Annotated in this window: 14 protein-coding genes and 1 tRNA gene; 11 read left to right on the top strand and 4 right to left on the bottom strand. The window is 72.0% G+C overall.

Annotated elements, in window-relative coordinates; all coding sequences use genetic code 11:
- The 5 genes from AB0C69_RS26010 to AB0C69_RS25990 all read left to right on the top strand — a co-directional run.
- The coding region (locus tag AB0C69_RS26010; RefSeq protein ID WP_360357769.1) for a hypothetical protein at window positions 1–335 on the top strand (335 nt) is incomplete at its 5' end.
- A gap of 87 nt (window positions 336–422) precedes the next feature.
- Window positions 423–1,487, top strand: a complete 1,065-nt coding sequence (locus AB0C69_RS26005) for a hypothetical protein (protein ID WP_360357767.1) — start codon at window positions 423–425, stop codon at window positions 1,485–1,487.
- 15 nt (window positions 1,488–1,502) lie between these two features.
- Complete coding sequence (locus AB0C69_RS26000; RefSeq protein ID WP_345171633.1) at window positions 1,503–2,309, top strand: methyltransferase domain-containing protein; 807 nt, start codon at window positions 1,503–1,505, stop codon at window positions 2,307–2,309.
- A gap of 74 nt (window positions 2,310–2,383) precedes the next feature.
- Window positions 2,384–3,643, top strand: coding sequence for a serine--tRNA ligase (gene serS, locus AB0C69_RS25995; protein ID WP_360357765.1), 1,260 nt, complete (start codon window positions 2,384–2,386; stop codon window positions 3,641–3,643).
- Between the two features lie 133 nt (window positions 3,644–3,776).
- The gene (locus AB0C69_RS25990; RefSeq protein ID WP_345171629.1) at window positions 3,777–4,580 is read left to right on the top strand and encodes a Cof-type HAD-IIB family hydrolase; all 804 of its coding nucleotides are present in this window, start codon (window positions 3,777–3,779) and stop codon (window positions 4,578–4,580) included.
- Window positions 4,581–4,622: 42 nt separating this feature from the next.
- Here the strand turns inward: AB0C69_RS25990 and AB0C69_RS25985 are convergent, their stop codons facing one another.
- Together AB0C69_RS25985 and AB0C69_RS25980 are read right to left on the bottom strand one after the other, a co-directional pair.
- Window positions 4,623–5,162 carry a bacterial proteasome activator family protein gene (locus AB0C69_RS25985; protein ID WP_345171627.1) on the bottom strand — a complete coding sequence of 180 codons (540 nt, stop codon included), beginning with the start codon at window positions 5,160–5,162 and terminating at the stop codon, window positions 4,623–4,625.
- A gap of 13 nt (window positions 5,163–5,175) precedes the next feature.
- Complete coding sequence (locus AB0C69_RS25980) at window positions 5,176–6,132, bottom strand: NAD(P)H-quinone oxidoreductase (RefSeq protein ID WP_360357764.1); 957 nt, start codon at window positions 6,130–6,132, stop codon at window positions 5,176–5,178.
- A 172-nt stretch (window positions 6,133–6,304) separates the two neighbouring features.
- On the opposite strand from AB0C69_RS25980, the gene AB0C69_RS25975 reads away from it, so the two are divergent.
- The 4 genes from AB0C69_RS25975 (at window position 6,305) to AB0C69_RS25960 (ending at window position 9,369) form a co-directional block, all read left to right on the top strand.
- Window positions 6,305–8,557 (top strand): AAA family ATPase, encoded by a 2,253-nt coding sequence (locus AB0C69_RS25975; RefSeq protein ID WP_360357763.1) that lies wholly within the window; start codon window positions 6,305–6,307, stop codon window positions 8,555–8,557.
- A gap of 21 nt (window positions 8,558–8,578) precedes the next feature.
- Window positions 8,579–8,947: a signal peptidase I gene (locus AB0C69_RS25970; protein WP_345171621.1), complete on the top strand. Its 369-nt coding sequence runs from the start codon at window positions 8,579–8,581 to the stop codon at window positions 8,945–8,947.
- 78 nt (window positions 8,948–9,025) lie between these two features.
- Window positions 9,026–9,114: transfer RNA gene (locus AB0C69_RS25965), tRNA-Ser, on the top strand.
- 90 nt (window positions 9,115–9,204) lie between these two features.
- On the top strand, window positions 9,205–9,369 hold the full coding sequence (locus AB0C69_RS25960) for a hypothetical protein (RefSeq protein ID WP_345171619.1): 165 nt from the start codon (window positions 9,205–9,207) through the stop codon (window positions 9,367–9,369).
- A 3-nt stretch (window positions 9,370–9,372) separates the two neighbouring features.
- Here AB0C69_RS25960 and AB0C69_RS25955 read toward each other — a convergent pair whose 3' ends face one another.
- Window positions 9,373–10,113 carry a M15 family metallopeptidase gene (locus AB0C69_RS25955; RefSeq protein ID WP_345171618.1) on the bottom strand — a complete coding sequence of 247 codons (741 nt, stop codon included), beginning with the start codon at window positions 10,111–10,113 and terminating at the stop codon, window positions 9,373–9,375.
- 162 nt (window positions 10,114–10,275) lie between these two features.
- On the opposite strand from AB0C69_RS25955, the gene AB0C69_RS25950 reads away from it, so the two are divergent.
- Window positions 10,276–10,698 (top strand): hypothetical protein, encoded by a 423-nt coding sequence (locus tag AB0C69_RS25950; RefSeq protein ID WP_345171616.1) that lies wholly within the window; start codon window positions 10,276–10,278, stop codon window positions 10,696–10,698.
- On the opposite strand, the gene AB0C69_RS25945 is transcribed toward AB0C69_RS25950, so the two are convergent.
- Complete coding sequence (locus tag AB0C69_RS25945; RefSeq protein WP_345171614.1) at window positions 10,695–11,156, bottom strand: MarR family transcriptional regulator; 462 nt, start codon at window positions 11,154–11,156, stop codon at window positions 10,695–10,697. The genes AB0C69_RS25950 and AB0C69_RS25945 overlap by 4 nt on opposite strands.
- Window positions 11,157–11,319: 163 nt before the next feature.
- Between AB0C69_RS25945 and AB0C69_RS25940 the strand changes: the two genes are divergently transcribed.
- Entirely contained in the window at window positions 11,320–12,330 is a 1,011-nt protein-coding gene (locus tag AB0C69_RS25940; protein WP_360357760.1) for a pirin family protein, read from the top strand.
- Window positions 12,331–12,422 lie beyond the last annotated feature (92 nt).

Below are 12,422 nucleotides of genomic sequence, written 5' to 3'. Positions count from 1 at the left end.
GCAGAGATCTTCTGCGTGCAGTTCTCCTGGCCCGGCTGAGCCAGTTCAACGCCTCGCCGGAGCCGGTGAGGAAGGGCGCGGCGATCACCGTCAAGGGCCTGCTGTACCGCTACATGCCCGCGGGGAAGCCGGGCCCGGGGGCGCCGGTCTCCATCTACTTCAAGGCCAAGGGGTCGTCCACCTGGACCGGCGTCGCGGTGGTGAAGACGGCGAGCAACGGCTGGTTCGGCAAGAAGTTCAAGGCGTCCAAGGACGGTTACTGGACGGCGGTCTACAAGGGCGGCTCCACGTACCTGCGCTCCAACCAGCCGGCCGACTACGTGGACGTGCGCTGACGTGATGGAAGCGTGATCACCGGCTGTCAACCCCCCGTCAGCGTCGGACGTCAACTCCATACCAGTATTCAGTGGAGAGGTTTCGCCTTGCGTCGCTCATCCGCACTGCTCGCCACCACCGCCCTCACCTCCTCCCTCTTCCTCGTGCCCGGCGCCGCCCACGCCGGCACGACCGATGTCACGACCCGGGCCGCCTCCCTCACCGTCGACAAGCAGGCCACGGTCATCACCGGTCAGATGCGGCCGGAATCGCCGGTGAGTCCGGGCTCGGTGATGACCGTGCACGGCAGAGTCCTCCGGCAGGGCACGCGTCCCGAGCCCGTGGAGGGGCTGGAGATCCAGCTCGATGTGCCGCCCGACCTCCTTGAGGCCGGAAGCATCAAGACGACCCGGACGCTCGCGGACGGCACCTTCCGCGCCGCCTTCACCGTCGGGCGGCAGGTCGGGAAGTCGGGCACCGTGACGGCGCGCTTCGAGGGGAACGAGTCCCTCACCGGCAGCCAGGTCGACCTCGGGACGCTGAAGATCCAGAACTACTCCGAGATCGACGGCTTCAACGCCATCCCCGAGCCGCACGCCTACCGCGAACCGATCGTCGCGGACGGGCGACTGTACGTCCGGCCCGGCGACACCGGCGCCACGGACCTCCCGGTGTACCTGGAGTACTCCCTGGACGGCAAGAAGTGGAAGGCCTGGGCGAGCCAGACCCTGGCGCGGCCCGTGTACTTCACTTTCAACGATCCCAAGCTGGTGACGAAGGACGCGTACTGGCGCGTCCGCTACCCGGGCAGCCTCCTGACCATGCCGGCCGTCAGCTCCGTCGACTTCGTCGACGTCAAGTACCGGACGGAGTGGTACGTCTTCAACGCCTCGCCCGAGCCGGTGAGGAAGGGCGGGACCCTCGCGGTCAAGGGGCAGCTCTTCCGGTTCCGGGACCTGGCGAGCCCGGCCCCGAACGCGCCCGTGTACGTGTACTTCCGGCGTGCCGGCACCGCGAAGTGGGTTCGGATGGCGGCGACGAAGACCAACGTCTACGGCTGGTTCTCCAAGAAGTTCAAGGCGTCCGCGGACGGCACCTGGAAGGCGGTCTACAAGGAGTCCTCCGGGTACATCGGCTCGACCTCGCCGGCCGACACCGTGGACGTCCGCTGACGTAGGCTGCGGGGCGTGGCGAAGGACTTCGACCTTTACGAGCGGGAGCTGTGGGCCGGGCGGGCCCCCGCGTACGAGCGGGGATTCGCCCACGTCACCCGGTACATGATCGAGCCGCTGCTGGACGCGGCCGGGGTGACCGGCGGGACGCGGCTGCTCGACGTCGGCACGGGTCCCGGGTTCGTCTCGCGGGAGGCGGCGCGGCGCGGCGCGCTGGTGTCGGCCATGGACGCCGAGCCGGGCATGGCGGAGACGGCGCGCCGGAACGTCCCCGGGCTGGACGTGCGGGTCGCCGTCCTGCCCGAGGTCCCGTTCGAGGACGCGGCGTTCGACGCGGTCGCGGGCAACTTCGTCATCAACCACGTGGGCGCCCCCGACGTGGCGCTGGCCCGGCTGCGGCGCGTCCTGCGCGAGGGCGGGCGCCTGGCGATGACCTGCTGGATGATGCCGGGCAGCGGGGCCCTCGCGGTCGTCCGTGAGGCGATCGAGGCGGCGGGCGTGCCGTGGCCGGACGACATCCCCGAGCCGCCGTTCCTGGAGTACGGCGAGCCGGCGGCGTTCGGTCGGCTCGTCGCCGAGGCCGGGTTCGCCGACGTCGCGGTCGAGGAGGTGACCTGGGAGCACGTCGTCGACCCCGAGGAGTGGTGGGAGACGGGCGCGCTGGCCCGGGTCGGCACGAACGGCGTGGTCGTCGGACGGCAGGACGCGCCGACCGTCGCCCGCGTCAAGGCCGCCTACGACGAGATCGTCGCGGACTACGCGGCCGGCGACGGGAAGGTGGCGCTGCCCGCGCACGCGCTGCTGGCCGGCGGCGTCCGCTAGCGGCGGCGGCCGGCGGACGCGAACCGCCGATACTCGCGCGCGGACGGGGGCGTCGGGCCGGTAGCCTCGGGTCTGTGATTGACCTGCGAGCTCTTCGAGAGGATCCCGAGCGGCTGCGCGCCTCGCAGCGCGCCCGCGGTGAGGATGACGGCGTCGTCGACCGGCTGCTCGACCTGGACGGGAGGCGCCGCTCCGCGCTGACCTCGTTCGAGCAGCTCAGGGCGGAGCAGAAGAGTCTCGGCAAGTCGGTGTCCAAGGCGCAGGGCGACGAGCGGCAGGCGCTGCTGGCCCGCGCCAAGGAGCTGGCGCAGCAGGTGAAGGAGCGCGAGGCCGAGGCCGACCGCCTCGGCGAGGAGCTCGACGCGCTGCTCAAGGGCGTCCCGAACCTCATCGAGGAGGGCGCCCCGCCCGGCGGCGAGCAGGACTACGTCGTCCTGGAGCACGTCGGCGAGCCGACCGCGTTCGACTTCGAGCCGAAGGACCACCTGGAGCTCGGCGAGAGCCTCGGCGCCATCGACATGGAGCGCGGCGCGAAGGTGTCGGGCGCGCGGTTCTACTACCTGACGGGCGTGGGCGCGCGGCTCCAGTACGCGCTGCTGAACCTCGCCATGGAGCAGGCCGTCGCGAGCGGGTTCGTGCCGATGTACCCGCCGGTCCTGGTGAAGCCGGAGGCGATGGAGGGCACCGGGTTCCTCGGCGCGCACGCCGCCGAGGTCTACCAGCTCCCGCAGGACGAGCTGTACCTGGTCGGCACGTCGGAGGTGCCGCTCGCCGCGTTTCACATGAACGAGATCGTCGACGAGCTGCCGCGCCGGTACGTGGCCTGGTCGTCCTGCTTCCGCCGCGAGGCCGGCTCCTACGGCAAGGACACGCGCGGCATCATCCGCGTCCACCAGTTCGACAAGGTGGAGATGTTCTCCTACTGCGACCCGGCCGACTCCCACGCCGAGCACCTGCGGCTGCTGGAGTGGGAGAAGGAGATGCTCGGCAAGGTCGAGATCCCGTACCGGGTGATCGACGTCGCGGCGGGCGACCTCGGCGCCAGCGCCGCCCGCAAGTACGACTGCGAGGCGTGGGTGCCGACGCAGAACACCTACCGCGAGGTCACCTCGACGTCGAACTGCACCGAGTTCCAGGCGCGGCGCCTGGCGGTGCGGTACCGCGACGCCGACGGCAGGAACCAGCCGGTGGCGACCCTGAACGGGACGCTGGCGACGACGCGCTGGATGGTCGCGATCCTGGAGAACCACCAGCAGGCCGACGGCTCGGTGCGAGTTCCGAAGGCGCTGCAGAAGTTCCTGGGCCTGGAGGTCCTGGAGCCGGTCAAGCGCTGAACGCGCGTGGAGCGGGGCCCGTCCTGACCGGGACGGGCCCCGCTCGCGTCTCCGCGGGCCTTGGGGCGATGCCGGGAGCCGGGCGTGTCAGGGCCCTGGCCTAGGGTGTGTCCCATCTGCCCAGGAAGGTGACATGACTGAGTCCTCGCCGCGTGTGATCGCCACCGACCTCGACGGCACGATCGTGCGCTCCGACGGCACGATCTCCGCCCGGACCGTCGCCGCCCTCGCCCGGGTCGAGCGGGCCGGGGCGATGCTCGTCATGGTCACCGGGCGGCCGCCGCGCTGGATGACGGAGATCGCCGCGGCCGTCGACCACCGCGGCGTCGCGATCTGCGCCAACGGCGCCGTCCTCTACGACCTGCACACCGAGACCGTCCTGCAGGCCAACGAGATCGCGCCGGACGTGCTCGCCGAGGTGATCGGGCGGCTGCGCGGCGTCGTGCCCGAGCTGCGCTTCGCGGTGGAGTACCCGACCGGGTTCGTGTTCGAGGCCAGCTACGACCTCGGCCGGTGGGACGCGGCGGCGCTCGGCGGCCGTCCCGTCGACGACGCCGAGCTGGTCAGCCGGGGCGGGACCAAGCTGCTCGCCTTCCACCCGGCCGCCGACCCCGACGCGCTCTCGGCGAAGGCGGTGCGGGCCGTCGGCGACCTCGTGACCGTCACGCACTCCTCCGGGCGGGGGCTGCTGGAGATGAGCGCGCTCGGCGTCACCAAGGCCAGCGCCCTGGCGGCCCTGTGCACCGAGCACGGCATCACCGCGCGGGACGTCACCGCGTTCGGCGACATGCCCAACGACCTGCCGATGCTGACCTGGGCGGGCACGTCCTACGGGGTCGCGAACGCGCACCCGCTCGTGCTGGCCGCCGTGGCGCACAAGACGTCCCGCAACGACGACGACGGCGTGGCCGAGGTCCTGGAGCGGCTCTTCCCATAGCGCGGCCGCACCCGCTGCGGGGTGCGGCCGGAGTCGTGCGTCCTACAGGTAGGGGCCGGACGAGCGCGGACCGGGCTTCGGCTCCTCCTCGACGCCGGGGGGCATCATTCCCGCGGGCAGGGCGCGCCGCATCTGCTCCAGCTGCGCCCGTGCCGCCATCTGCTGGGCGAACAGCGTCGTCTGGATGCCGTGGAACAGGCCCTCCAGCCAGCCGACGAGCTGCGCCTGCGCGATCCGCAGCTCCGCGTCGCTCGGCACCGTGCCCTCGGTGAACGGCAGCGACAGCCGCTCCAGCTCCGCGACCAGCTCGGGCGCGAGACCGTCCTCCAGCTCCTTGATGGACGACTGGTGGATCTCCCGCAGCCGGGCCCGGCTCGCCTCGTCCAGCGGGGCGGCCTTGACCTCCTCCAGCAGCTGCCGGATCATCCCGCCGATCCGCATGACCTTCGCCGGCTGCTCGACCATCTCGGTCACCGACTTGCCCTCGGACTCGCCCTCGCCGCCGCCCTCGACGGTGATGCCGCCCGGGCCCAGGACGAGCACCTGGGGCTCTTCCGACTGCCTCTTCGAAGCCTCGCTCATAAACTCCACATCCTCACACGGTCAGCAGGATCTTGCCGACGTGACCGCTCTCTTCCATCAGTTCGTGCGCGCGCGACGCTTCGGCCATGGGGATCCGCCGGTCGACGACCGTCCGGATCCGTCCCGACTCCAGGAGCGGCCACACATGCTCCCGGACCCCGGCCACGATCTCCGCCTTCTCGTCCAACGGACGGGCCCGCAAAGTCGTGGCGTGCACCAGCGCCCGCTTGCGCAGCAGCATGCCGATGTCCAGCTCCGCCTTCGCGCCGCCCTGGAGCCCGATCACCATCAGCCGCCCGCCGGTGGCGAGGGCCTCCACGTTGCGGCCGAGGTACTTGGCGCCGATGAGATCGAGGATCACGTCGTAGGGGCCGCTCTCGACGAAGTCGTCCTCGCGGTAGTTCACGGTGACGTCCGCGCCGAGCTCCCGGCACCGCTCGGCCTTCTCCGGGCTGCCGACCGTCGTCACCACGCGCGCCCCGCGCGCCTTGGCGAGCTGGATGGCGAACGTCCCGATGCCGCTGCCGCCGCCGTGGACGAGCAGCGTCTCGCCCTCGCGCAGCCCGGCCAGCATGAACACGTTCGACCACACCGTGCAGGCGACCTCCGGGAGCCCGGCCGCCTCCACGACGTCCACGCCGCGCGGCACGGGCAGCACCTGCGAGGCGGGGACGGCGACCCGTTCGGCGTATCCGCCGCCGCTGAGCAGCGCGCACACCTCGTCGCCGACCTTCGGCCCGGTCACGCCCTCGCCCAGCCCGGCGATCCGTCCGGACACCTCAAGGCCCGGGTACGGGGGAGCGTCGTCCGGCGGGGGGTAGAAGCCCCGGCGCTGCATGACGTCGGCGCGGTTGACGGCGCTCGCCGCCACGTCGATCAGCACCTCGCCCGGTCCCGGCGCCGGATCCGGCACCGGAGTCCATTCGAGGACGTCGGCTTCGCCCGGTTCGCGAATCACGATCGCATGCATACCGGTCACGCTACCGGGCGGGTCCAAGACGCCCCCGGCCCCCGGGCCAGGCCGCGGCAAGGCCGATCTCCGCGCGGGATGCCCGGTATTGACGCACCGGTATCCTGCGTGGGGGTCTTTTTGCCCGCCTGCACCGTGTGGATCATCAGAGGCGTGCCCGAGGGGGAAAACGGTGGCGAGGAACGAGCACGACGGGCGCTCCCTGGAGGAGCGACTGGCCTCTCTGGACGCGATGAGCGGCGACGCGGCGGGTCCGTCTCCCGCCCCCGAGGGCGCGCAGCCCCCGGCCCAGGAGCCCGAGGAGCAGGACGCGCAGCCCGCCCCCGCCGAGCCCGCCGCCCTGAACGACGAGCCCTGGCTCGCGGCGCCCCCCGCCTTCCAGGAGTCCCCCGAGAACTTCGGCCCGCCGCAGCCGGCGCCCTACGAGGGCGGCCCGATGCCGCAGCCCTTCGACGGCGGAATGCTCCCGCCCCCGTACGCGACGGGCGGCTACCAGTCCCAGCCGTCCCCGTACGACACCAACGGCAACGCGGCCCCGCCCCTCGACCAGCTGCCGCCTTACCCGGCCGACCAGTTCGGCCGCCAGGACGCGCCCGGCCAGGCGTACCAGCCCGTCGACCCCGCCACGGGCCAGCCCTACCCGCAGGACACCGACGACTCGGGCCGCCCGTACGTCCCCCTCGACCCGGCCACGGGCCTCCCCCTCGCCCCCGAGCCGAGTGCGGAGGGGCAGCAGTTCCCGCCCGTCGACCCGAGCACCGGTCAGCCGTTCCAGCCGGGCCCGCCCGCTCCCGGCCAGCCCTACCCGCCTGACCCGAGCATGCAGGACCCCATCCTGTTCGGCCCGAACGCGGAGGGCCAGCAGTTCCCCCCGATGGACCCGAACGCCGGGCAGCCGTTCGCGCCTGACCCGAACGCGGGCGGCCAGCCGTACCCGCCGGTCGACCCGAACGCGGGGCACTCGTTCGCGCCTGACCCCAACGTCGGCGGGCAGTCCTTCCCCTTCCCCCAGGTGGACCCGAACGTCGCTGGTCAGCCGTTCCTGCCTGACCCCAACGCGGGCGGTCTGCAGTTCCCGCCGATGGACCCGAATGCCGCGGGTCAGCAGTTCCCGCAGGTCGACCCGAACGCGGGGCAGCCGTTCGCGCCTGACCCGAACGCCGGGCAGCCGTACCCGCCGATGGACCCCAACGCCGCTGGTCAGCCGTTCCCGCCGGGCCCGCCCGCGCCGGGCCAGCCGTATCCTCCGATGGATCCCGCCACCGGCCAGCCCTACGCGCCCGACCCGAACGCCGGGCAGCCGTACCCGCCCGTCGACCCGAACACCGGCCGGCCCTACGGGCCTCCCGTCGACCCGGCGACCGGGCAGCCGTACCCGCCGCAGGGCTACGGGTATCCGGCCGGGCCCCCGCAGGGGGAGGGGCAGTACCCGCAGGCGCCCGGACAGATGACGGGGCCGGGCCATCCCGCCCAGCAGCAGCAGCCGCAGAGCGCCGACAGCCTCAGCTCCGAGAACCTGCTCGGCGAGCGCCGCATCGCGCCCTCGTCCGGCTGGCGGCGCGCGGTCTACAAGGCGACCGCGGGCAGCATCCACCCGGGCGAGTCGCAGGGCGACCTGCGCCGCAAGGACCTGATCGGGCGGGCGCGCACCGCCGTGGCGGGCGGCCACCACCGGGTGGCCGTCATGTCGCTGAAGGGCGGCGTCGGCAAGACGACCACGACCACCGGCCTCGGCTCGATGCTGGGGTCGCTGCGCGGCGACCGCGTCATCGCGGTGGACGCGAACCCCGACCGCGGGACGCTGTCGGACAAGGTCAGGCTGGAGACCGCCGCGACCGTCCGCGACCTGCTCAACAACCGCGACCAGATCCACCGGTACGCGGACGTCCGCGCGTTCACCTCGCAGAACGAGGCGCGCCTGGAGATCCTCGCGTCCGACCGCGACCCGGCGGTCAGCGAGGCGTTCAGCGCCGAGGACTACGCGGCCGTCGCCGTCGTCCTGGAGCAGTACTACTCGGTCTGCATCACCGACTGCGGCACCGGGCTGCTGCACTCGGCGATGGCGGGCGTGCTGAGCCTGGCCGACCAGCTCGTCCTGGTCAGCTCCCCGTCGGTGGACGGCGCCCGGTCCGCGAGCGCCACCCTCGACTGGCTGGAGGCGCATGACCACGGCCACCTGGTCCGCAACGGCGTCGTCGTCCTGTCGATGGTCCGCAACCGCACCCGCAGCCAGGTCGACCTGGACAAGCTCCAGGCCCACTTCGAGAGCCGCTGCCGCGCCGTCGTCCGCATCCCCTACGACGACCACCTGGAGGAGGGCGCCGAGGTCGAGCTGGAGCAGCTCGCCCCCGGGACCCGCGAGGCCTACCTGACGCTCGCCGCCGTGGTGGGCGACGGCTTCGCCTTCCAGCGCCCGCAGCTCTGACCTGGGCTACCGTTGCCATCTGTGACGGACGACGACGGTGTGTACGTGGGGAAGGCGGCGCCGGACGCGGCCGCCGACCGCGGGTGGCTGCTCGGGCACTTCAAGGCGCCCGGCGACCTGCGGCACAGCGCCGAGGTCGAGATCAAGTGGGGCGTGCACCCCAAGGGCGAGCGCCGCGCCGCGTGGACGGACGGCGAGAAGCGCACCGCCCTGCTCGTGCTGATCAGCGGCCGCTTCCGGCTGGAGTTCCCCGGCCGCGACGTCGTCCTCGCCGAGCAGGGCGACTACGTCGTGTGGGGACGCGGCGTCGACCACTCGTGGGAGGCCGAGGAGGAGTCGGTGGTGCTCACGGTGCGCTGGCCGTCCATCCCCGGCTACCGCGTCCCCTGAGCGCGGTCGCCATATGCGGTCGAACGCAACCGCCCCCGCCCGCTATCGTGGGCGATGACCGCCGCGAGGCGGTCACCTGGAGAGTTCGCATAGTGGACTAGTGCAGGCGCCTTGAAAGCGCCCAGGGCTGGGGACAGTCCTCGTGGGTTCGAATCCCACACTCTCCGCTCACAAGCTGGGAACCCCCGCTGCGACTCGGGATGCTCTCGTGGTGAAATCGTCCGACTCGGGCGGAAGGGTTCGTTACCCTCTTCGGCATGTCGCAGACACCGCAGGATCCTGCAGGCACGACGCACCAGTTCCAGAACTTCGCCAGCCAGGGGCAGCCGGAGAAGTCCGGCCCGAACATCGGCCTGATCGTCGGCATCGTCGCCGTGGTGGCCGTCGTCGCGATCCTCGTGATCGCCCTGATGATGATGTGACGCTCAGCGGCCCGAGCTGGAGAAGTGCTGGTAGTCGCGGGCGCCGCTCCAGGTGCCGCCCCAGCTCCAGCCGATCGAGGCGAACGCCTTGACGACCTTGTCGCCGGCGTGGATGACGCCCGGGTCGTCGTTCTTGCGGTTCTTGTACTTGACGCAGTCCTTGTGCGCGACCCGCCCGTCCGCGTAGACGTACGGGTTCTGGCACGGGTTGATGTCGACCGCGAGACCGTAGGCGTGGTTGGAGAACGAACTCGACCCGGTCGCCTGGCGGCAGTTGAACGCCGAGGTGTTGTTCGCCTCGATCGAGTCGAAGTCGCTGCCCTTGTACTTGTCGACCGGCTCCATGCGCTCGATGGGGTACCGCATGGCGTACAGCTTCCTGAACACCTTCACCAGGTCGCCGGCCGCCTTCGCGTTGACGACGAGCCGCCCGCCGGTGTGCGGCTCGTCGTCCATCCCCCAGTAGGTCATCTCGATCATCCGGAGCCCGGAGGGCGACACGGGGCAGCCGCGCCGCCACGAGTACTTGAGGTCCCCGGCCGTCACCTTCTTGATCGTGGACTGGAAGCCCTGGCGGGTCGGGGACGGCGACGGGGAGCCCGGAGCGGACGCCGTCGGCGGGGTCGCCGGGGGCGCCGACTCGCCCGTGTCGCCGCCGCCGCGGCCACATCCGGCCGCGGCGAGCGGCACGGTGAGCAGCGTGGCGAGGAAAGTCGCGGTTCCTTTGGCCCTCCTACCTGGCATCTTTGCAGCATACGCAGGTCATGGGGTGCGCACGCCGGGCCGGGTATTCGCTACGGTGCGTTTGAAGGCGCGCTCGCCGGAAAGGGCCGGGACGGACGGGCCGTGATCCTCAACCTTCCGCCGGGCATGTCGCCCGGCGGGCGCCGGCCCCAGGGAGCCGGGATGGCGGAACCTCAGGAGAGGGACCTCCCAAGCCTCGAAGACGAGATCTTCGCGGTCGCGCACAGCGTGGAGGTCGAGCAGGCTGCGCATGCGCATCCCCTGCTGCAGACGGAGAGGGCGCAGGTCGCCGCGGAGCGCGCGCGGGCGTTCCTCGTCCGGGACGTCAAGGCGCTGGCGGCGGGCATGGCGGCGTTCGTGTTCGTCGACGCCGTGATGATGTATCCGCCGCTGATGATGAGCCGCCGGCCCAGCCTGATGCCGCAGTTCGTGACGCTGCTGGTGCTGGCGTTCGGGCTCGGCGGCCTGCTCGTCTGGAGGGTCGGCGGGCGGTGGCGGACGTTCGGCATCGGGATGATGCTCGCCTGGGGCCTGCTGACCCTGCTGTCCGTCGGGTTCCTGACCGGGGTGACCGCCCCGCTCTAGGACGCGCCGCCGAGCCGCTTGAGGACGACGCTGAACGCGCGCCCGATGGCCTCCAGGTCCTGGGGCTCGACCACGTCGACGAAGAACGTCCGGACGACCTCGACGTGGTCGCGCGCGGCGCGGTCCAGCGCGGCGAAGCCCTCGTCGGTCAGGTGGGCGTAGACGCCGCGCTTGTCGTTCGGGCAGCTGTCCCGCTTGACCAGGCCCTTGGTCTCCAGGCGGGAGCAGGTGTGGGAGAGCCGGCTGCGCGACTGGCTGGCGTTGTCGGCCAGCTCCGCCATCCGCAGCCGCCGGTCGGGCGCCTCCGACAGCCGGACGAGGATCTCGTACTCGGAGTTCGACAGCCCGTGCTTGGTCTTGAGATCGCGGTCCATGACCTCGGCGAGCCGGACGCTGCCGTCCACGTATGCCCGCCAGTCGCGCTGCTGGGCGGCGTCGAGCCAGCGAGGTTCGGTCATGTCCCGATTATAGCTCACACATTGAAGATTCAACTAACTCTCGCTATTTTCAGCCTAACAGGACGGGCGCCCCCCGTCCGAGGAAATAGTTGAAGCATCAACTACGTTGCAGGGACCATGCGCCGCCCGATCGCGGACGGACACCCGGACGAGGGAGAACCCGATGCCTGCCGTGATGGCCGACCCGCTGACCCTGCCCCGCCTGCCGCTGCTGCCGCAGGAGGGCACCGACTGGCGCCGCGTCGCGAAGGTCGTGACCGCCAAGCGCCACCTGGAGGGCGAGGGCTTCCAGGTCAGGCGCCCGTTCCCGGGCATCGACCTGTCCCTGGCCGACCCGTTCCTCCTCCTCGACCACATGGGCGCCGTCGAGTACGCGCCGGGTGAGGCGAAGGGAACCCCGTGGCACCCCCACCGGGGGTTCGAGACCGTCACCTACATCATCGACGGAGCGTTCCAGCACCAGGACACCACCGGTGGCGGCGGCCTGATCTCCGACGGCGCCACGCAGTGGATGACGGCCGCGTCCGGCATCCAGCACATCGAGCAGCCGCCGCCCGAGCTGGTCGCCAAGGGCGGCCTGTTCCACGGCGTCCAGCTCTGGGTCAACCTGCCGCGCGCGCAGAAGTGGGTGCCGCCGCGCTACCAGGACATCGAGGCCCGCGACGTCAAGCTGCTCGCCGCGGACGACGGCTCGTCCCTGGTGCGCGTCATCGCCGGGTCGCTCGCCGGGTACGACGGCCCCGGCACCACCTACACGCCGATCAACTACCTGCACGCGACCGTGGCGCCCGGCGCGCGCCTGGCGCTGCCGTGGCCGCGCGACTTCAACGCGCTGGTGTACGTCCTGTCGGGACGCGGGACGGCCGGCGTCGAGGAGGTCGCGCTGGACGAGGGGCAGCTCGCGGTCTTCGCCGGCTCGCACCACAAGGGCGACGGGGACGGACTCGTCGTCCGCGCCGCCGACGCCCAGCCGAACGCCAGCGCCGAGGGGTGGGAGATCCTCGTCCTCGGCGGTCTGCCGATCCGGGAGCCGATCGCCCGGTACGGTCCGTTCGTGATGAACACCCGCGACGAGATCGTCCAGGCGTTCGAGGACTTCCAGGCCGGGCGGATGGGCACCGTCCCCGCCGAGAAGGTGCCCCACCGGTCCGAGGCGGACGATTCCCTGGCCTGACTCCGGTCCGGCCTCCGAGCTCCCCGGCCGCGGGGGTGGTGCCCGCGGCCGGGGTCCGGCTTCCGTCGCCCTCGTCCCGCGTTCCACGGGAC

This window comes from Actinomadura sp. NPDC048032 (assembly GCF_040653175.1).
GTDB lineage: Bacteria > Actinomycetota > Actinomycetes > Streptosporangiales > Streptosporangiaceae > Spirillospora > Spirillospora verrucosospora.
This window is presented reverse-complemented; position numbering and strand designations above follow the sequence as displayed.

Coding starts and splice junctions, on each gene's coding strand:
- AB0C69_RS25990 (WP_345171629.1), top strand. CDS start 3,777: ATGACTGAGTCCTCGCCGCGTGTGATCGCCACCGACCTCGACGGCACG.
- AB0C69_RS25985 (WP_345171627.1), bottom strand. CDS start 5,162: ATGAGCGAGGCTTCGAAGAGGCAGTCGGAAGAGCCCCAGGTGCTCGTC.
- AB0C69_RS25980 (WP_360357764.1), bottom strand. CDS start 6,132: ATGCATGCGATCGTGATTCGCGAACCGGGCGAAGCCGACGTCCTCGAA.
- AB0C69_RS25960 (WP_345171619.1), top strand. CDS start 9,205: ATGTCGCAGACACCGCAGGATCCTGCAGGCACGACGCACCAGTTCCAG.
- AB0C69_RS25955 (WP_345171618.1), bottom strand. CDS start 10,113: ATGCCAGGTAGGAGGGCCAAAGGAACCGCGACTTTCCTCGCCACGCTG.
- AB0C69_RS25950 (WP_345171616.1), top strand. CDS start 10,276: ATGGCGGAACCTCAGGAGAGGGACCTCCCAAGCCTCGAAGACGAGATC.
- AB0C69_RS25945 (WP_345171614.1), bottom strand. CDS start 11,156: ATGACCGAACCTCGCTGGCTCGACGCCGCCCAGCAGCGCGACTGGCGG.
- AB0C69_RS25940 (WP_360357760.1), top strand. CDS start 11,320: ATGCCTGCCGTGATGGCCGACCCGCTGACCCTGCCCCGCCTGCCGCTG.